Genomic DNA, 18,092 nt, shown 5'->3' with positions numbered 1-18,092 from the left:
GCCGCGCCCCGCCCACGTCGGGGGGGGGGCCCCCCCGCCCCCGCGGCGGGGGCCGCCGGTGGGGCGCCACGCCCCGGGCCCCCATCGGCCACGGCCGGGGCCCATCCACGCTAGAATTACCCCCTTATCGAGTCCCCCAAGCCGCATATGAGCCACTTCGAAGGCGATCTTCGCACTCCCGAATCGGCGCGCTTCGCCATCCTGGCCAGCCGCTGGAACGCCCGCATCACCGACACGCTGGTCGCTGGCGCCCGCCAGAGCCTGGCCGGCAACGGCATCACCGAAGCCAACATCGATGTGATCCGCGTGCCGGGTGCCTGGGAACTGCCGCTGGTGGCCGCGCGCCTGGCCGCTGCCCATGAACACGCCGCCATCCTCACCCTGGGCTGCGTGATCCGTGGCGACACCCGCCACTACGAACACGTGGCCGACCGCTGCGCCGAAGGCCTGATGCGCGTGCAGCTGGACTTCGGCGTGCCGGTGCTGAACGGCGTGCTGGCGGTGGAACGCGTTGAAGACGCCGAGGCCCGCGCAGGCGGCAGCCACGGCAACAAAGGCGAGGAAGTCGCGCTCGCCGCATTGGAAATGGTCAATCTTCTGGAGCAGCTGCCATGAACAAGAACACCCAGGGCAAGCCCTCCGGTAAACCCGTCCGCCGCGATGGCGTCGATCCGGTGCTGCGCTCGCGCGCGCGCCGTCGTGCCGTGCAGGCGATCTACGCCTGGCAGATCTCCGGCGGCAACGCGCAGTCGCTGATCGCCCAGTTCGCGCACGAGCAGGCCCGCGAAATCGCCGACCTGGCGTACTTCGAGGCGCTGCTGCATGGCGTGCTCGACAACCGTCGCGACATCGATGAAGCGCTCGGCCCGTACCTGGACCGTGGCATCGAAGAAGTGGACGCCATCGAACGCGCGGTGCTGCGCCTGGCCGCCTACGAGCTGCGCTACCGCCTGGACGTGCCGTACCGCGTGGTGATCAACGAAGCCATCGAATCGGCCAAGCGCTTCGGTTCCGAACATGGCCACACCTACGTCAACGGCGTGCTGGATCGTGCCGCCGTGGAATGGCGCAAGGTCGAATCGGGTCACTGACCCGGTTCTGCGTCCGGTGGGTGCCAACCTTGGTTGGCATGGCTGGGAACCTGTTCCGAACTCCAAACGACGCGGAAACCTGCCTTGGTAGAGTCGACTGTCAGTCGACTGCTTTTCGATCGGCGGTCATGATGTTGGAGGGGAGAGCAGTCGACTAACAGTCGACTCTACCCCGTCAGTTCGGCCCCATCGGTTCCACCTATTCGGCATCATCCGCCCGCGCCCGCCGCCCATCCATGCCCCCCGCCGGAGCGCACCATGTCCCTGGCCGAATTCGCCCTCATCGACCGCATCCGCGCCCGCACCCTCGAGCGCGACGACATCCTGCTCGGCATCGGTGACGACGCCGCGCTGGTGCAGCCGCGCGCCAACGAACAGCTGGTGGTCACCGCCGATACGCTCAACAGCGGCGTGCACTTCCCGGCGGAAACTCCGGCCTTCGACATCGGCTGGAAGACCTTGGCGGTCAACCTGTCCGACCTCGCCGCGATGGGCGCGCGCCCGGCCTGGTGCACGCTGGCGCTGTCACTGCCGGACACCGCTGAAGACTGGATCGAAGCCTTAGCCGATGGCTTTTTCGCCCTGGCAGACCAGCACGACATCGCCCTGATCGGCGGCGACACCACGCGCGGCCCGCTGTCGCTGTCGGTGACAGCGATGGGTCAGGTGGCCCGTGGGCAGGCGCTGCGTCGCGAACGCGCGCAGGTGGGCGATGACATCTGGGTCAGTGGCACCCTCGGCGATGCCGCCGGTGCGCTGCGATTGTGGCAGCAGGGCGCTCTGGATGTGGTCACCGCCACCCTGCTGGGCGATTACGAGTACCTGCGCCTGCGCCTGTTGCGGCCTACCCCGCGCGTTACCCTGGGCCTGCGCCTGCGCGCGTTCGCGCATGCAGCGGTGGATGTGTCCGACGGCCTGCTGGCCGACCTGGGCCACATCACCGTGCGCAGTGGCGTGGGTGCGCAGGTGGATGCCGACCTGCTGCCGATTTCGCCGGAGCTGCGCGCGCTGCTTGGCCGCGATGACGCCCGCGAGTGCGCGCTGCGCGGTGGCGATGACTACGAACTCTGCTTCACGGCCGCTGCCGACCAGCGCGACGCGCTGCACTACTTGGCCGAATCACTGGAACTGCCGCTGACCCGCATCGGCCGCATTGTGGAAGGGCAGGGTGTGCAGGTGGATGGCGAAGCGGGCGAAGGCGGTTACCAGCACTTCGCGTAACCGCAGCGGTACTGCTCTGGTGGGTGCCAACCTTGGTTGGCACGAACGTGTCGGTCGCCCCTGGCAACACCGTGTCGACCAAGGTCGACACCTACCAACGCGGGGTGGTTACTGGTGCGGAACCGGTGCACCGAAACGGTTGTCGCCCGGCGTGCTGGGCAGCACCAGAAACACCAGCAGCACCAGGCTGACGAACGGCACGAACGCAAGCAACAACCACCAGCCCGAACGGTCGGTATCGTGCAGACGGCGGACGGTTGCTGCAATGCACGGCAAGGCGAATACCAACCACATCACCACGCTCAGGCCGGTTGATACCAGGGCCAGGCCCTGCGAACCGATGTAACCGGCGTAGAAGCTCAGGATGTACAACGGGATCGAAACGATCATGATGAACAACTGGAACCACCAGTACTCGCTGCGGCTGGCGCGCCCACTGAACTGCGCGTAGCGAGTGAGCGGCGTCATCATCTTCTTCATGTTGGGTGTTTGTCTCTGTAAGAACGGAACGAATGCCGTCGCGGCTGGAATCAGCGAACGACGGCCGCCTCGGCATCGCGCGGCGTGCCGTAGTCATCCAGCCACTGGAACGTCAGTGCTGAGGGCGGGGAGGCGCCGGCCGGCAGTGGCAGCGTTACCTCCGCGCCGGGCGCGATCATGTCCACCTCGACACTGCGGCCATCGGCCAGTGTCAGCCGGCTCAGGGTCACGTGGTAGGCGCTGGGATTGCTGACCTGCAGTGCATCGCCAACAGCCCGCCATTGCAGTTGCGCGGCTGCATCGCGCGGGCTGCCGGGCAGGCCGGCCGGACGATGGAACAGCTTCACCCGCGTGCGCACCGCGAACTGCAGCAGATTCTTGCCGGCCGCATCGCTGGGTTTGGGCGGAATATCCAGCAGGTTGAAGTAGAACACCGACTCGCGGTCGCTCGGCAGTGGATCATCGGACGGGCGCGGCGCGTAGGTGATGCGGTAGGCCTGGCCCTGCTGCGGCTGCAGCAGCCGCGGCTCCGAAGGCGTCAGCCGGAACGGCGTGCGCACGTGTTCCGGGCGTGCCTGGCTGTCGCCAGCATCGATCCATACCTGGGTCATCGCCGGGCGTTCGCCACTGTTGTTGGCCCTGACCGTCACATCGCGGCCCTTGCCCAGGTCGTGGACCACGCGGGTGCCTTGCAGGGTCACCGCGGCCGAAGCCGGCAAGGCCCCGGCCAGGCACAGCAGCGCGCCCGCAGACAGGGATGCAGGAAGTTTCATGGGTCACCTCGTTGCAACGGCCGGCCGGCGCCTCGCGCCGACCGGCTGCCACTGTTTATCGGTACAGCACCACGAAATCGCCGGATGCATTGGCGGTGCCTGCGGTCGCATTCTGTGCCGGCGAGGCGTACCAGGCCGAGTAGTCCAGCTGGCCGCTGCCGCCGGCAGCGATGGTTACCCACTGGACCGGGTCCTCACCGATCTTCTGGTGGTTGCCGCTGGCGTCGTACAGCGCCACGCCCACGTTGGTCGCGATGGATGCAGCGGTCAGTGCCAGGTTGCCGGTGCTGCCATCGGGCGTGCCGCCGAAGCGCACGCCGACGTCCTGCGGTGCGCCCGAGCCGGTGCAGTCCAGGCTGATGCTGAAGTTCTTCTGGCCGGCGCGGGTGCCGGCATTCACCGAGGCCAGGTCAACCTGGCCCATCGGCACCGTCACCGTGCCACCGGCGGAGGCGACGCTGCAGGTGGAGGTCATCAGTTCACCGGTGATTTCAAGTTCCTCGGCGAAGGCCGAAGGTGCGGCGGCAGCAAGCAATGCCACGCCGAGCAGGCGCAGGGTAGCGGACATGGAGTTCTCTCGTTGGACAGGAAGGATCACTGCGGGCGGCCGGCGCCCGATCAGTGCGCCGCAGTGTCCGTGCGCGAGCAACGGCGGCCAATGCAACTAGTTGCAAATGCTGCGTGACGCGCGGCAATTGCAATTAATCCGATGGGATACACCGGGCCGAGTTCCTAGACTGCGCGCTCCTTCCTGCAGTGCACCCACGCCCCATGAAACCGTCATTGTCTGCGCACCGCCTGCGTGCGGTGCTGGTCCTGTGCGCCCTGCTGCTGCCAGCGACAGGGCATGCCAGTTGTACGCGGCTCAATCCGGGCGACCAACACCTCGTGCTCTCGTTCCCGATGCCAAATATCGACCGGCCTGATGCCGGGTTTGGCCCGCTCGGCGGCAGCGGCAACATCAGCGACAGTTTCGCGTGCACCGCCGGACAGACTGCCTTCGATGTCGATCTGTCCTTCCCCGGGCTCACCTACGAGCGTGACATCGAATACTACGGGCGCACCTTCCCCGCCTACAGTTTCGGCCCACGTTCGCCGTTGATCGGGTTCTTCCACTCCCTGCAGACGGCGGGCGGCAGGCTGTCCAGCCAACAGGCCGTCGCGCTGGGCCGCAACCGCAACCCTGGCATCACGCTGGCCACCCCTGCGCCGATCACGGCCGACCTGTTGATCGTGCTGTTCGCACGCGGCGGCGCCATGCAGGGCATCCCCGACACCGACATGGGGTTTGCCACCTCCTCGGTCGAAGGCGACCCCGGGCAGAGCATGCGTCATTACCTGCGACTCGGCCTGCCGATGCGGCCGGTCACCTGCACGATCAGCGACACCCCGGTCAGTCTGGACCCGGCAGCCTTCGCCGCGCTGGCCACGCCCGGTGACAGCACCGAGGAGACGCCCTTCGAGGTGCCGTTGAACTGCCCCAGTGCCAATGTGGATGTGTTCCTGCGCGTGGACGATGCCAGTGGCAGCAACGCCGCCGACGGCGTGCTGGCCCCCACCGCCGCTTCCTCGGCATCCGGGGTGCGCATGCAGTTGTTGATGGCCGGCGCGCCGCTGGCATTGGGGCGCGAATGGAACTACGGCTATTCCTCGGCCGGCGTGCAGCCGCTGCCCTTCGTCGCACGCTACCTGCGCACCAGCGATGCATTGGTGCCGGGTGACATCGGCGGCGAGGCGGTGCTCACCGCCGACTACCGATGAGCCGGTGCGACGCGATGACGCGGCTTCTCTACAACACTCTGCAGTGCGGCACACGATGGCACCTCCTGTCGCTGGCCATTGCACTGTCCCTGCCTGGCCAGGCGTCGGCGCAGGCCGATGCGCGCGCCGATGAACCGCTGGAATTCAGCGATGGCTTCCTGGTCGGCGGCCACGCCATCGATCTGGCGCGCTATGCGCACGGCAATCCGGTGGCACCGGGCGTGCATGGCGTCGACGTCCACATCAACGGCACGTTCGACGGCGCCCGCGATGTGCTGTTCCAGGCCGTCGACGGCCAGCACGGTGCGGTGGCCTGCGTGCCGGCCAGCCTGTTGCCGACGTTGTCGCTCAAGCCCGCGCTGCACGATGCGCTGCTGGCCACCGCGCACGACTGCCTGGACCTGCCCGGCCACATCGACGGCGCCACGGTGCGCTTCGACAGCAGCACCCTGCAGCTGCATGTCGGCATTCCGCAGGCCGCGCAGGCACATGCGGCGCGGGGTTACGTACCGGTGGCCGAGCGCGATGATGGCATCAGCGCCGCCTTCATCGATTACAGCGCCAACCATTACCGCAGCGAGGGCCGCGCCAACAGCTACCTGGGCCTGAACACCGGCCTCAACCTCGGGCCCTGGCGGCTGCGCCACCGCGCGTCGCTCAGTGATGGCCCGCAGGGGCGCCAGTACCAGATCATCAGCAGCCATCTGCAGCGCGACATTCCCGCCTGGAACAGCCAGCTGTGGATCGGCCAGGGCAACACCGGCGGCGAGCTGTTCGAGAGCGTGGCCTTCACCGGCGCGCGCGTGGCCAGCGATGAGCGCATGCTGCCCGATTCACTGCGCGGCTACGCGCCGGTGGTGCAGGGCATTGCCGAGGGCAATGCGGTGGTGCGCATCCGCCAGAACGGCAACGTCATCCATGAAGCCACCGTGGCACCGGGTCCGTTCTCCATCGAAGACCTGTACCCGACCAGCTTCGGCGGCGACCTGGAGGTCACGGTCACCGAGGCCGATGGGCGCGAGCAGCGCTTCACCGTCAACTTTTCCGCCGTGCCGCAGGCGCTGCGTGCCGGCGCCTCGCGCTTCTCCGCCACCGCCGGTGAGCTGCGCGATGGGCAGGGCCGGCTGCGCGCGCCGCGTTTCGCCGAAGGCACCTATGCGCACGGCCTCAGCAACCATCTGACCCTGCTCGGTGGCGCGCAGATCGGCCAGGGCTACGCTGCCGCGCTGGCCGGTGCCGCGGTCAACACGCCGGTCGGTGCCTTCGGTGCCGATGTCACCCATTCGCGCGCACGCCTGCAGGATGGCCGGCAGGTGGCCGGCAACAGCTACCGGCTCAACTACCAGCGCTACGTGGCGCGCACCGGCACCAACTTCGGCCTGGCCGCCTACCGCTACAGCACCCGTGGCTACCTGAGCCTGGGCGATGCCGCGCGCGCACAGCAGGACGACTGGGGCTACAGCAGCCGCACGCGGCAGCGCTACCAGCTCAACCTGTCCCAGCGCGTGGGCGAGCGCAGCACGCTGTACCTCAGTGGCGGCCATGTCAGCTACTGGGACAGTGCACGCCGCCGCAACGATTTCCAGCTGGGCTTCCAGAGCGTTGCCGGGCGCGTGAACTACGGCATTTCGGCGCTGCGCTACCGGCTTGGCAATGACCGCCAGGACACCCGCTACAGCTTCACCCTCAGCGTGCCGCTGGGGCGCAGTGCCAATGCGCCGCGCCTGAGCAGCCAGCTCAGCCACGCCGGTACCGGCCAGCAGGGACAGCTGGGCCTGAACGGAACGCTCGGCGAAGCCCGCACCGTCAACTACAGCCTGTCGGCCAGTGAGGCCAGCCAGGGCGGCGGCGCCCACAGTGCCTACCTCGGTTACCAGGGCAGCCACCTCAATGCCAACATCGGTGCCAGCCGCAGCAGCGGCCGGCGCAGCGTCAGCGCCGGCGCATCGGGCAGCGTGGTGCTGCATGGCGGCGGCCTCAACTTCGGGCAGCCGCTGGGCGAAGGCTTCGTGCTGGTGCAGGCACCGGGTGCGCAGGGCGCACGCGTGGGCAACGGCACCGACATCCGGGTGGGGCGCAATGGCTATGCACTGCTGCCGCACGTCAGCCCCTACCGTTGGAACCGCATCGATCTCGATCCTTCCGGGCTGCCGCTGGAGGTGGAACTGCTGCAGACCTCGCAACGGGTGGCGCCCACCGCCGGCGGCATCGTGCGCGTGCCGTTCGAGGTGCGCCGCGAGCGCACGCTGTTCATCGAAGCCACCGATGCGCTGGGCCAGCCACTGCCGTTCGCCGCGCGCGTGGAAGGCGAGGACGGGCGGCCGCTGGGTGCGGTCGGGCAGGGCGGGGTGATCGCACTGCGCGGCGCGCACGATGCCGGCGCGCTGATCGTCGACCCCGACGGCGCACGGCGCTGCCGCCTGGAATACCGCATGCCCGACGCACCCGATGGCTATGGCCTGTCGTGGAGCCAGGCGCTGTGCATGCCCTTGGCAGCCCCCGTGCGTGGCCTGCAGGCCGCCGCCGCGGCCACCCCCTGATCCGTCACTGCCTGCTACAGGAGATTCCCGATGAAAAGCCTCGCTTTGCGTACCGCTACTTTCACCGCACTGGCCACGCTTGCGCCGGTCGCTTCTGCCGATACCGCCACCCTCACCATCAGCGGCCGTGTGCTGCCCGGCACCTGCACGCTATCGGCCGCTCCCATCGCACTGGATCCGGTAAAGGCCAGTGACCTCACGCCCGGCGCGGACAGCGCCATCAAGGCCGGCGCGCTGGAATTCAGTGGCTGCGTGGGCGTCAGCAAGGCGGTGCTGTCGTTTGCCGGCACCGCCGCCGACGGTGATGCCGAGCGCTGGAAGAACACCGCCGCCAGCGATCCGGCCAGCGGCGTGTCGATCGCCCTGCTGGCCGGCACCACCGGCAACACCTACCTGAAGGACGGCGACACCGGCATCGAGGTGCCGGTGACCGGCGCGAGCGCACGCTACGACCTGCGCGCGGCGTACTACGCGCCGGTGGGCCAGGCGCGGGTGGCGGGTGAAGTGTCCACCGAAATCGTGGTCACGGCGGACTATCAGTGAGCGTGCGCCACGCATATCGGTAGCGCCGGGCCATGCCCGGCGACCATCGACACCGGCGGATCAGGCCGCGTCCACCTGCGTATCGACGTACTCAGAGAGCCCCCGGCACGCCAGCAACAGGCCCTCACGCGCGTCATCCCCGACATGCTGGTCGATGTCGCCATCCACGCGCACGCGCTCGGTCGCGTGCAGCAGTTGCAGCAGGAAACCCAGCCCGGCGTTGGCGCGATGCAGGCGCGACAACGCCACGCATTGCCCCGGCGTGCGCCCGATGCGCTGCAGCGGCTGGCCATCGGCGCCCTCGCTGTTGCGGATGCGCTGCAGGCAGCTCAACAAGGTGATGCCAGTGTCGCCGTGGCTGGCGGCAAGCGTGGTTTCCAGTGGCTCGGCGATCGCATCGGGCAGCTGGTTGGCAGCCTCGCCCAGGGTGGCGAACAGAAATGGATAGCGATGGGCGCTCATGGCGGCTTCCTTATGCGTGTGGCGAAGGAGCCACCCCGCTTGAAGGCGAGGGTGGCGGACGGTGCATGGTTGCAATACCGGTGGTAACTCAGCGAAACGCCGGCGGGCACAAGGCCCCCACGCACCGCCCGCCAAAGAAGCGCAGACGGATTGCCTGCCGACGCCGCTCAACAAGGAAAGAGCGACGCCGGCAGACAAGCGTAAACAACTGAGTTACCAAACGGGATTGCAAGCCCGTGCCACCCGTTGTCGGTGGCGCCACATGATTCGCCGCTCCTGCCCGTGCTGCCAATCAGAAAGGTTTCAAATCTCGAAAAAACCAGAAACCTATTGCACGCGTTGGGCAGTCGGGCCGCACGTGCCATTCACGACATTCCATCGGTAGCGCCGGGCCATGCCCGGCGGACACGCAGACGGAAACGGCGCCGGATCACTCCGGCGCCGCGCTTCCTTCTACCCTCACCACTTATACGCAACGCTCAGATTCGCCGTGGCTTCGCGGTAGCCATGGTCGCCGCGCATCACGCCCAGACCGCCCCAGGCACTCAGCCCGGAACGGAAGTCCACGCGCGCACCGGCATTCAACTCGTAGCGGTTGCGCGGAATGCCGGCCTTCAGCACTTCGTCGTCGAAGGCGATGCCATTGCCCGCACCATCGCGGTACCAGTTGGCCGCCAGATACGGGCTGACCGAGGCACCCGCTGCTGAGCGCGATTCACCCTGCAGGCGCAGGCCGGCACGGCCGGACAGGCCACTGTTGCCGGCGGCACGCACCACGGTGCCGTTGGTCTCGGTATGCACGTCGGTCTTCGCATCGGTGTAGACCAGCTGCAGTTCCGGCTGCAGGCTCAGCGCGGTGTTGCCGACGCTGCCCAGGCCGAAACGGTAGCCGGCTTCCAGCGACGACTGCCAGATATCCGAATCGTAGCGTTCCTCGGCCAGGCCTTCGCCCTGCACGCGGTTGCGGAACTGGCCGCGCTGCACGCTGGCATCCACGTACATGGCCTCGTTGGCCCAGTTGCCGTACACGCCCAGCGCGCCACCTTCCACCTTGCCGCGCGCGCTGTAGCCGGTCAGCTGCGAACGCGACGTCGCGCTGGATTGCGCCAGCGTACCCATCACGCCGACGCGGCCACGGCCGTCATCGAAGACACCTACGTCCGCGCCCAACTGCAGGCGCGAGCGGTCCACGCGCAGGTCGAGCTGGTCATCCACCGCACCCAGCCTGCTCTGGTTGGCATCCACGCGCGCCCAGCCGCGAATGCCGTCCGCCGCTGCGGCGCCACCTTGGCGGTCACGCCAGGTATGGCGCAGCATCTGGTCCAGTGCGAACTGGTTGGCCAGGTAGGCGCCGGCCTCCGGGCGCAGCACCGGCGGCGGGGGCTCGACGGGATCGACCGGGTCGATCGGCTCGCATTCCGGCAGGCTCGGGTCCACGACGCACGGGTCGGGGCCAGCCCCGGTCTGCGAGCGCAGGTACCAGTTGCCGTTGGCATCCTTCACCAGGAAATACTCGTACTGCCCGCCCACCGCGCGGCCGACCAGATCGAACTGCGCATTGGACGCGCCGCCGATGTCGATCAGCTCGATGCCACGGTCGGTCTTGGCACCGGCGCCGCCGGCATTGAGCACGCGCACGTTGGCCTGGCCATTGGCATCGCCATGGATCACCAGCGTGTCGGTCAGCGAGGTTTCATCGCCCAGCACGGTGTTGAACAGCAGCGTGCCGCCGTTGCCGGTGAACTCATCCACGGTGAGGGTGTTGAAGCTGCTGCCATCGCCCAGGCCGATGGTGCCGGTGGCGCCCAGGGTGAGCGCGCCGACGTTGCTGTCGCCGGTCAGCAGCCAGGTGCTGTCGCTGCCGATGTCGGCGCTGGTGACGTTGATGAAGCGGCCGTCGATCTGCGCCTTGTTGCGCAGGACAACATCCAGCGTGCCGTTGGTAACGGTGGTGGGATCGAAGGTCACGTTGCCGGCCAAGCGGGAATCGTCCACCGTGAAGCTGACGTCGGTTCGCATGTTGCTTGCTGCCGTGGGCGCCTGCACCAGCAGCAAGTTGCCGTCGCCGCCGGCAAGCTTCGAGTCGTTGCTCACATTGATGACGTAGGTGCCTTCCCAGCCCGGCATCACCCGGATTGCCGCGCCGCGACCGGATTGCAGGGTGGAGTCATTGATGTTGAGGCGTATGGGGTCGGTGGACCCCGGTACGCCACCCCACAGCATGGCCCCCACATTGGCGGCAGTAATCTGCGAGCCATTGATGATGTCGACCTGGCCGAACTGCAGCCGAACACCCAGGCCGCTGTTGTATTCCGCACCCGCCGGTGCTTCGTCCACCTGGATGCGGGAGCCATCCAGCACCGCATGTGATGCCGCAGCGCCGACGCCTGCAAGATCGATACCCACTGAACTGCGGGCACCTGCAAGCATATCGGCAGCACTCAGCAGGATCTCACTGTTCTTCAGCGTCACCGATGTGGTACCGCCGCTCAGCGAGATGCCGCCGCCGATAAAGCGTGTGCCGCTGGCCTGCAGCGATGCATCGCCTGTCAGGGCCACGCTGTTCTGCCCGGTTCCCGAGCGGGTGACAACCGAGCCATCCAGAATCACTTCCGACGTGTCGTCTGCAGTGATCTGCTGGCTGGCGGCGCCGGTGACCGTCAACCTGGAACCATTGATCAGCGTCCACGCTTCAACGGGGTCGCCAGCGACGACCTCCGCGTTCTGGCCGTCCAGATCGCCCGCAAATACGGCGCCGGCGCTGAGCGTGGAAAGGGCCAGCAGCAAACCACGCGCCATCGGGCGCAGGCAGGGAAGAGGAGTAGGGTGACGGTCGCGACGCATGGTCTGATCCTCTGCAAGGGAAACGGATGGGACACCGCACTGCCGCTGCTGTTGCCGACCCCTGTTCAGGCATGTGACGTATACGCCTCAACTACGTGAATCGCATGTGATTGGCTGATCGCGACAATGTGTGTCTGGAACGGGCGCAGTTTCTGCCGCCGGAGCCCCCGTTCCCATGCAATTTGTTGCAAAGGGGGCCTGCCCAGAGCGCTGGTGCGGCGGGCGTTCAGCCAAGATCGGTTGCTGCGGAAACATGCCGCAGGGTGCAACGTGACGTTTCAGGGCGGTGACTTGCGGGCACGCCGGGGGGGCCGGTCTCTGCAGGCGGTGGTCGAGCCTGCTCCACGCTGTGCACGGCAAGAAGCCCAGAAGCAGTCGAGCATGGCTCGGCTCTACAGGAAGCGTGTCGCTACCTCACGGAACAATCATCGCCTCGGCATCGCGCGGGGTGCCGTAATCGTCCAGCCACTGGAACGTCAACGACGACGGCATCGCCGCAGCGGTCGGTAGCGGCAGCTTCATCTCTGCGCCCGGCGCAATCATGCTGCCCTCCACCTTGCGACCATCGGCCAGGGTCAACGTGCTCAGGGTCACGTGGTACGCACTCGGGTTGGTCACCTGTAGCATGCTGCCCTGTGCGCGCCATTGCAGTTGCCCTGCGGCATCACGCGCATTGCCGGGCAGGCCGGCCGGGCGATGGAACAGTTTCACCCGCGTGCGCACCGCGAACTGCAGCAGATTCTTGCCTGCCGCATCGGCCGGCTTGGGTGGAATATCCAGCATGTTGAAATAGAACACCGATTCGCGATCGGTGGGCAGCGGCGCTTCCGACGGTCGCGGCGCGTAGGTCACGCGGTACGCCTGGCCCTGGTGTGCCTGCAGCAGGCGCGGGTCGGCCGGGGTCAGCCGGAACGGAGTGCGCACGGTCTCCGGACGCGCATGGCTGTCGCCATCATCAATCCAGACCTGCACCATCGCCGCCTTCTCGCCACTGTTGGTCGCGCGCACGGTGACGTCGCGGCCCTTCGCGGCGTCATGCACGATGCGCGTGCCCTGCAGCGTCACCGCTGCCGATGCGGGCAGCGCCAGTGCGCCAGCCAGCAGCGCGGTCATCCACGTCATTGCACGAATCTTCATCGTCATTCCTCATCAGGTGGAGCGTGCCGGCCCTCGACAGGGCCGGCACAGCAGTGCTCAGTCGTAGAGCACGACGAAATCGCCCGTTGCGTTGGCAGTACCGGCGGTCGCGTTGCGGCCCGGCGACGAATACCAGGCGCTGTAGTCCAGCTGGCCCGAACCGGCCGCCGGAATGTCCACCCACTGCAGCGGGTCTTCGCCCAGCTTCTGCTGGTTGCCAGCGGCGTCGTACAGTGCGACGCCGACATTGGTGGCAGACGAAGCCGCATCCAGTGCCAGGTTGCCGGTGCTTCCATCCGGGGTGCCGCCGAAGCGCACGCCCACTTTCTGCGGCGCACCGGAGCCGGTGCAGTCCAGCAGGATGCTGAAGTTCTTCATGCCGGCGCGGTCGGCGGCGTTGACCGAGGCCACATCCACCTTGCCCATCGGCACGGTCACGGTACCGCCGGTAGCATCCACCAGGCAGGTACTGGTCATCAGCTCGCCGGTGATCTCCAGCTTCTCGGCAAATGCAGTGGGGGACAGGGCCAGTGCAAGCGCGCCGGCAGCGATCAGGTTGAATCGGTTCGACATGTAAATGTCCTTGGGTTGGAAGGTGTGGATCCGCCATGGGCGTGCCAGCGGATGCGCAGATTCTCGCCAGCCAAACGCAACCTGGACATGGAATTAGTTGCAAGGCTCTTGCCGGTTACGCGGATTTGTGCCCTGGGAAAAAGGGGTTTTAACGGAGCGCCATCCGCCACTGCGGCAACCGGTCGCAGGTGAATGGGCGTGCATATGCAATGCATTTGATTGCACAGCAGCGCGCAATGAAAACCCGCTGACGTGCCATGGAAAGAGCTGTTGCATGCTGCAACACTGCGGCTCGACTGCCGAGGCCTCTTTGCAACAAATTCCATGGGAGGGCGCCGTCGCGGTGACTACGCTGCGGCCCACATTGATCACGAGCGATGTCGGTATTGGCCACATCGAATGATGTTCACCATGAACACGCGGGCCCTTGCTTCCACCTACGCAGCGCTTCCGGAAAACCGGCCTCTGGGCTTGGCCATCGCCACCGTCCTGTCGCTATGGATGGCCGGCCCGTCGCGCGCCAGCGATGCCGATGCCCTAGAGTTCAGCGCCGGCTTCCTCATCAGCGGGCAGTCGATCAACCTGCAGCGCTACGCGCAGGGCAACCCTATGGAGCCGGGCATCTACCCGCTGGACGTGGTGGTGAATGGCCAGTTTCACGAAAAGCGCGATATCACCTTCGTGGCCGACGCTTCGGCGCAGGGCGCCACGCCCTGCCTGCCGGCCGGCCTGGTGCGCCAGCTGGGCCTGAAGCAGACGTATCTGGATGGGCTGGATGATGACAACGACAGCTGTGTAGCGCTGGCCGACCTGGTGCCGGGTGCCACCGTAGAACTGGACAGCAGCGATCTGCAGTTGCGGGTGAACGTGCCGCAGGCGGCGCAGGCACGCGATGCACGCGGCTACGTGGCGCCAGCCCAGCGCGACCACGGCATCAGCGCTGCGTTCTTCGACTACAACGTCAACCACAACCGCAGCGCCGGCCAGACCGCCGGCTATCTGGGCCTGAACACCGGTGTGAACCTGGGCGCATGGCGCCTGCGCCATCGCTCGTCCTTCAGCCAAGGCAGCTTCGGCACGCGCCACGATGTCATCAGCAGTTACGCACAGCGCGATCTGCCGGCGTGGAACAGCCAGTTGCTGCTGGGGCAGGGCAACACCGGCGGTGAACTGTTTGAGTCGCTCTCGTTCACCGGCGTGCGCGTAGCCAGTGACGAACGCATGCTGCCGGATTCGCTACGCGGCTTCGCGCCGGTGGTGCAGGGCATTGCCGAAGGCAATGCCGTAGTGACCATCCGCCAGAACGGTACCATCATCCATGAAGTGAGCGTGGCACCCGGCCCGTTCTCCATCGAAGATCTGTACCCGACCAGCTTCGGCGGCGACCTGCAGGTCACCGTGACCGAGGCAGACGGCCGCCAGCAGAACTTCACCGTCAACTTCTCTGCCGTGCCGCAGGCCCTGCGGCCGGGGGCGAGTCGTTTCAGTGCCACCGCCGGCGAACTTCGCGATGCCAGCGGCGTGCGTGAATCGCTGCGCTTTGCCGAGGGCATCTACGCCCGCGGCATCAGCAATCGCTTCACCGCGCTGGGCGGCCTGCAGGTTGCCGAAGACTTCCAGTCCGCGCTGTTCGGTGGTGCCATCAACACGCCGCTGGGCGCGTTCGGTGCCGATGTCACCCACTCGCGCGCGCGCCTCGCCAACGGCGAGCAGATCACCGGCAACAGCTTCCGGCTGAACTACCAGCGCTACGTGGCCGCCACCGGTACCAACTTCGGCCTGGCCGCGCACCGCTACAGCACGCGCGGCTACCTTTCGCTCAATGACTTCGCGCAGGCGCGTGCGGATGATTGGGGCTACAGCGGCCGCGCCCGCCAGCGCTTCCAGGTGAATTTCTCCCAGCGCATCGGCGAGCGCAGCACGCTATCGCTCAGTGGCGGCCACGTGCGCTACTGGGATGGTGCCGCAGCCCAGAACGATCTGCAGCTGCGCTTCCAGAGCACCGTGGGCCGCGCCAACTACAGCCTGTCGGCGGTGCGCTACCGGCAAGGCGATGGGCGCCAGGACACCCGCTATTCGGCCACCTTCAGCATCCCGCTGGGCAAGGCGCCCAGTGCGCCCCGCCTGAGCACGCAGCTGGCCCAGTCGGCCCGCGGCGAGCAGGCGCAGCTGGGCGTGAGCGGCACGCTGGGTGCAGACCAGCAGCTGAACTACAACCTGTCCGCCAGCACGGCCAGCGAAGGTGCGGGCAGCGCCAGCGCTTACGCCTCCTACCGCGGTGGTCATGGCACGGTCACCGCCGGCTACAACCGCTCGGGCGACTACAGCGCTTTCAATGCCAGCGCCGCCGGCAGTGTGGTGGTGCACCGTGATGGCATCAACTTCGGTGCGCCGGTGGGCGAGGGCTTTGCCCTGGTGCAGGCAGACGGCGCGCAGGGCGCACGCATCGGCTATGGCAGCGATGTGCGCATCGGCCGCAACGGCTATGCGCTGCTGCCGCATGTCAGCCCCTACCGCTGGAACCAGATCGAGCTGGACCCGTCGGGCCTGCCGATGGACGTGGAACTGCTGCAGACCTCGCAGCGGGTGGCACCCACCGCCGGCAGCATCGTGCGCGTGGCCTTCAACGCCTCGCGCCAGCGCACGCTGTTCATCGATGCCACCGATGCGCTGGGCCAGCCGCTGCCGTTTGCCGCGCGCATCGAAGATGAGAGCGGCCGCAGCGTTGGTGCGGTCGGGCAAGGCGGTGTGATCCAGCTGCGCGGTGCGCCGGAGCAGGGCCAGCTGATTGTGGACCCCGATGGCCCGCAGCGCTGCCGCCTGGAATACACCACGCCCGATGCGCCGGATGCCTATGGGCTGTCCTGGAGCCAAGCGGTGTGCGCGCCGCTGCCGCCGCCCAGCCCGGGGCTGCAGGCCGCATTTAACGCGGCCGACGCTACGTCGCTCTGAACCTCTTTCCTTACGTCACTCGCAGGAGTCTTCTATGAATCTGTTCAACCGAATTGCCTTCGCTACCGTTCTGCTGGGCGCCGCCCCGCTGGCCCTGGCCGACAGCGCCACCCTCACCATCACCGGGCGCGTGCTGGCCGGCACCTGCACGCTTACCGATGCGACGATCGACCTGGACCCGGTGAAGGCCAGTGACCTGACCCCGGGCACCGATGCCCAGATCAAGGCCGGTGCGCTGGAATTCACCGGCTGCGTCGGGGTCAACAAGGCCGTGCTGTCCTTCGCCGGTACCGCCGCCGATGGCGATGCCGAGCGCTGGAAGAACACCGCCGCCACCGACCCCGCCAGCGGTGTGTCGATTTCGCTGCTGTCGGGCACCACGGGCAACAACTACCTGAAGGATGGCGACACCGGCATCGATGTGCCAGTGACCGGCGCCACCGCGCGATACGACCTGCGCGCGGCATACCACGCACCGACCGGTGCAGCGCTGAGCGCCGGTAAGGTCTCTACCGAAATCGTCGTGACGGCGGATTACGAATGAGCCTGACTGCATGCACTCTGACCAGAAGCCCCTTCGCTGCAGCGCATCGGAGCCGGTGGGCAAGGTTCGCCGGTTGGCGCATGGCGATCGGCCTGCTGTGTTCACTGGGCGCTTGCGCGACTGCAGTCGCGTGTACATCGAGCAGGGTCTACCCGATGAACTTCGAAAAGACATACAGCTCCTCGCCGCCCATTGAAGGAAGATTCATGGATTACGGCACTGGGATAGCCAACTACGGTGGATGCAGTGCCCCCAGCCACCATGATATGGCGCTCTTGCTGGATATGCCCGGGCTCAGGCCGGCAGGCTCCATCACCTATGACGGAATGACGCTGCCCGTTTACGACGTTGCGGATGATTCGCCGTTGATCGGCTTTGTGTTCATGCAGGTTGTTGGATGGCCCGCACAACCTCTCACTCTGGGAAGCACTACGCCGTATGTCATGGATGTGAGTGGGGGGGACAAAGCCGATTTCAATTTTCGCGCCTATGCCTTCTCACGAAGAACGCCCATGCGCACTTATGAGATGTCAGGCAGCCTTCGGATCGATACGCCTGATTTTCCTGCGCAGGGAATCACGATTCCGATCAGGATCCAGCTGAATTTCCCACATGTCACGTGCCCCCTGCAGGACACGGCGGAGAATCTGCGGGATGTCGATTTCGCCGAGTTGTCCACGCCGGGCAGCACGGCAGGAGAGAAAGTAGTGGCCATCCGCATGGATTGCGGCACAAGTGTGCCCCGGGCCAGGATGTCGTTGCATGACGCTGCAGATGCTGGCAATACCGGAAGCCAACTGACACCTGTTGCGGGTTCGGACGCCGGCGGTGTGCGCGTACAGCTGCTGCGTGCAGGCAGCGAAGTCAGGTTCGGCCAGCAGTGGGATTTCGACCCGGGTGTGGGCGGCGTGCATAACCACGAGTTTACGGCCCGCTACATCCGCACCTCGGATGCACTCACGCCCGGCGTCATCACGGGTGAGGCGGTGTTGAACGTCGATTACTGGTAGTTGCTACCAAGGGGTGTGGAAACGCCAGGCACGCTGCGTCCCAGCTAAGACGCTGCGACGGTTGCGAACGAAAACCCGCGGTAGAGCCGAGCCCACGCTCGGTTGCCTCTAGCGCGATCCAGGCCAAGAGCCGCAGAGCGTGGGCTCGGCTCTACCAAAGC

16 protein-coding genes are annotated in these 18,092 nt (G+C 66.9%); 9 read left to right on the top strand and 7 right to left on the bottom strand.

Annotation, left to right across the window (positions count from 1 at the left end; translation table 11 throughout):
* The first annotated feature begins 147 nt into the window (after positions 1-147).
* The 3 genes from ribH (at position 148) to thiL (ending at position 2,312) form a co-directional block, all read left to right on the top strand.
* Positions 148-615, top strand: coding sequence for a 6,7-dimethyl-8-ribityllumazine synthase (ribH, locus tag V3B46_RS13960; protein WP_005408061.1), 468 nt, complete (start codon positions 148-150; stop codon positions 613-615).
* Positions 612-1,091: a transcription antitermination factor NusB gene (gene nusB, locus V3B46_RS13955; RefSeq protein ID WP_005408062.1), complete on the top strand. Its 480-nt coding sequence runs from the start codon at positions 612-614 to the stop codon at positions 1,089-1,091. The genes ribH and nusB overlap by 4 nt, the downstream gene beginning before the upstream one ends.
* 258 nt (positions 1,092-1,349) lie before the next feature.
* Positions 1,350-2,312, top strand: coding sequence for a thiamine-phosphate kinase (thiL, locus tag V3B46_RS13950; RefSeq protein WP_329892183.1), 963 nt, complete (start codon positions 1,350-1,352; stop codon positions 2,310-2,312).
* A 108-nt stretch (positions 2,313-2,420) separates the two neighbouring features.
* On the opposite strand, the gene V3B46_RS13945 is transcribed toward thiL, so the two are convergent.
* From V3B46_RS13945 to V3B46_RS13935, 3 genes are all read right to left on the bottom strand, one after another.
* A complete protein-coding gene (locus V3B46_RS13945; RefSeq protein WP_489686293.1) occupies positions 2,421-2,780 on the bottom strand; it encodes a DUF805 domain-containing protein in 360 nt (119 codons plus the stop codon).
* Between the two features lie 62 nt (positions 2,781-2,842).
* Entirely contained in the window at positions 2,843-3,565 is a 723-nt protein-coding gene (locus V3B46_RS13940) for a fimbrial biogenesis chaperone (protein ID WP_329892181.1), read from the bottom strand.
* Between the two features lie 55 nt (positions 3,566-3,620).
* On the bottom strand, positions 3,621-4,133 hold the full coding sequence (locus V3B46_RS13935; protein WP_329892180.1) for a fimbrial protein: 513 nt from the start codon (positions 4,131-4,133) through the stop codon (positions 3,621-3,623).
* 215 nt (positions 4,134-4,348) lie between these two features.
* Here V3B46_RS13935 and V3B46_RS13930 point away from each other — a divergent pair, with 215 nt between their 5' ends.
* Genes V3B46_RS13930 through V3B46_RS13920 form a run of 3 tightly spaced genes read left to right on the top strand, consistent with a single transcriptional unit; the run spans position 4,349 to position 8,409 of the window.
* Positions 4,349-5,326, top strand: coding sequence for a fimbrial protein (locus tag V3B46_RS13930; protein ID WP_329892179.1), 978 nt, complete (start codon positions 4,349-4,351; stop codon positions 5,324-5,326).
* Between the two features lie 14 nt (positions 5,327-5,340).
* Positions 5,341-7,866 carry a fimbria/pilus outer membrane usher protein gene (locus V3B46_RS13925; RefSeq protein ID WP_329892178.1) on the top strand — a complete coding sequence of 842 codons (2,526 nt, stop codon included), beginning with the start codon at positions 5,341-5,343 and terminating at the stop codon, positions 7,864-7,866.
* A 30-nt stretch (positions 7,867-7,896) separates the two neighbouring features.
* Complete coding sequence (locus V3B46_RS13920) at positions 7,897-8,409, top strand: fimbrial protein (protein ID WP_329892177.1); 513 nt, start codon at positions 7,897-7,899, stop codon at positions 8,407-8,409.
* Positions 8,410-8,469: 60 nt separating this feature from the next.
* Here V3B46_RS13920 and V3B46_RS13915 read toward each other — a convergent pair whose 3' ends face one another.
* From V3B46_RS13915 to V3B46_RS13900, 4 genes are all read right to left on the bottom strand, one after another.
* On the bottom strand, positions 8,470-8,871 hold the full coding sequence (locus V3B46_RS13915; protein WP_329892176.1) for a hypothetical protein: 402 nt from the start codon (positions 8,869-8,871) through the stop codon (positions 8,470-8,472).
* A 459-nt stretch (positions 8,872-9,330) separates the two neighbouring features.
* On the bottom strand, positions 9,331-11,715 hold the full coding sequence (locus V3B46_RS13910) for an autotransporter family protein (RefSeq protein WP_329892175.1): 2,385 nt from the start codon (positions 11,713-11,715) through the stop codon (positions 9,331-9,333).
* Between the two features lie 414 nt (positions 11,716-12,129).
* Entirely contained in the window at positions 12,130-12,852 is a 723-nt protein-coding gene (locus V3B46_RS13905) for a fimbrial biogenesis chaperone (protein ID WP_329892174.1), read from the bottom strand.
* 57 nt (positions 12,853-12,909) lie between these two features.
* Positions 12,910-13,425, bottom strand: a complete 516-nt coding sequence (locus V3B46_RS13900) for a fimbrial protein (RefSeq protein ID WP_329892173.1) — start codon at positions 13,423-13,425, stop codon at positions 12,910-12,912.
* A 411-nt stretch (positions 13,426-13,836) separates the two neighbouring features.
* On the opposite strand from V3B46_RS13900, the gene V3B46_RS13895 reads away from it, so the two are divergent.
* From V3B46_RS13895 to V3B46_RS13885, 3 genes are all read left to right on the top strand, one after another.
* Positions 13,837-16,377, top strand: a complete 2,541-nt coding sequence (locus tag V3B46_RS13895) for a fimbria/pilus outer membrane usher protein (RefSeq protein WP_489686292.1) — start codon at positions 13,837-13,839, stop codon at positions 16,375-16,377.
* Positions 16,378-16,411: 34 nt separating this feature from the next.
* Positions 16,412-16,921: a fimbrial protein gene (locus V3B46_RS13890; RefSeq protein ID WP_329892172.1), complete on the top strand. Its 510-nt coding sequence runs from the start codon at positions 16,412-16,414 to the stop codon at positions 16,919-16,921.
* A 206-nt stretch (positions 16,922-17,127) separates the two neighbouring features.
* Positions 17,128-17,931, top strand: coding sequence for a fimbrial protein (locus tag V3B46_RS13885; RefSeq protein ID WP_329892171.1), 804 nt, complete (start codon positions 17,128-17,130; stop codon positions 17,929-17,931).
* The last annotated feature ends 161 nt before the right edge of the window (positions 17,932-18,092 follow it).

Source organism: Stenotrophomonas sp. SMYL11, from assembly GCF_036320005.1.
Taxonomy (GTDB): Bacteria; Pseudomonadota; Gammaproteobacteria; order Xanthomonadales; family Xanthomonadaceae; genus Stenotrophomonas; species Stenotrophomonas maltophilia_A.
The sequence above is the reverse complement of the archived record's forward strand: the minus strand, read 5'-3'. Positions and strand labels throughout refer to the sequence as shown.

Excerpts from the sequence above, each read along its gene's own strand:
- ribH (WP_005408061.1), top strand. The coding sequence starts at position 148 with ATGAGCCACTTCGAAGGCGATCTTCGCACTCCCGAATCGGCGCGCTTC.
- nusB (WP_005408062.1), top strand. The coding sequence starts at position 612 with ATGAACAAGAACACCCAGGGCAAGCCCTCCGGTAAACCCGTCCGCCGC.
- thiL (WP_329892183.1), top strand. The coding sequence starts at position 1,350 with ATGTCCCTGGCCGAATTCGCCCTCATCGACCGCATCCGCGCCCGCACC.
- V3B46_RS13945 (WP_489686293.1), bottom strand. The coding sequence starts at position 2,780 with ATGACGCCGCTCACTCGCTACGCGCAGTTCAGTGGGCGCGCCAGCCGC.
- V3B46_RS13940 (WP_329892181.1), bottom strand. The coding sequence starts at position 3,565 with ATGAAACTTCCTGCATCCCTGTCTGCGGGCGCGCTGCTGTGCCTGGCC.
- V3B46_RS13935 (WP_329892180.1), bottom strand. The coding sequence starts at position 4,133 with ATGTCCGCTACCCTGCGCCTGCTCGGCGTGGCATTGCTTGCTGCCGCC.
- V3B46_RS13925 (WP_329892178.1), top strand. The coding sequence starts at position 5,341 with ATGACGCGGCTTCTCTACAACACTCTGCAGTGCGGCACACGATGGCAC.
- V3B46_RS13920 (WP_329892177.1), top strand. The coding sequence starts at position 7,897 with ATGAAAAGCCTCGCTTTGCGTACCGCTACTTTCACCGCACTGGCCACG.
- V3B46_RS13915 (WP_329892176.1), bottom strand. The coding sequence starts at position 8,871 with ATGAGCGCCCATCGCTATCCATTTCTGTTCGCCACCCTGGGCGAGGCT.
- V3B46_RS13910 (WP_329892175.1), bottom strand. The coding sequence starts at position 11,715 with ATGCGTCGCGACCGTCACCCTACTCCTCTTCCCTGCCTGCGCCCGATG.
- V3B46_RS13905 (WP_329892174.1), bottom strand. The coding sequence starts at position 12,852 with ATGAAGATTCGTGCAATGACGTGGATGACCGCGCTGCTGGCTGGCGCA.
- V3B46_RS13900 (WP_329892173.1), bottom strand. The coding sequence starts at position 13,425 with ATGTCGAACCGATTCAACCTGATCGCTGCCGGCGCGCTTGCACTGGCC.
- V3B46_RS13895 (WP_489686292.1), top strand. The coding sequence starts at position 13,837 with ATGAACACGCGGGCCCTTGCTTCCACCTACGCAGCGCTTCCGGAAAAC.
- V3B46_RS13890 (WP_329892172.1), top strand. The coding sequence starts at position 16,412 with ATGAATCTGTTCAACCGAATTGCCTTCGCTACCGTTCTGCTGGGCGCC.
- V3B46_RS13885 (WP_329892171.1), top strand. The coding sequence starts at position 17,128 with ATGGATTACGGCACTGGGATAGCCAACTACGGTGGATGCAGTGCCCCC.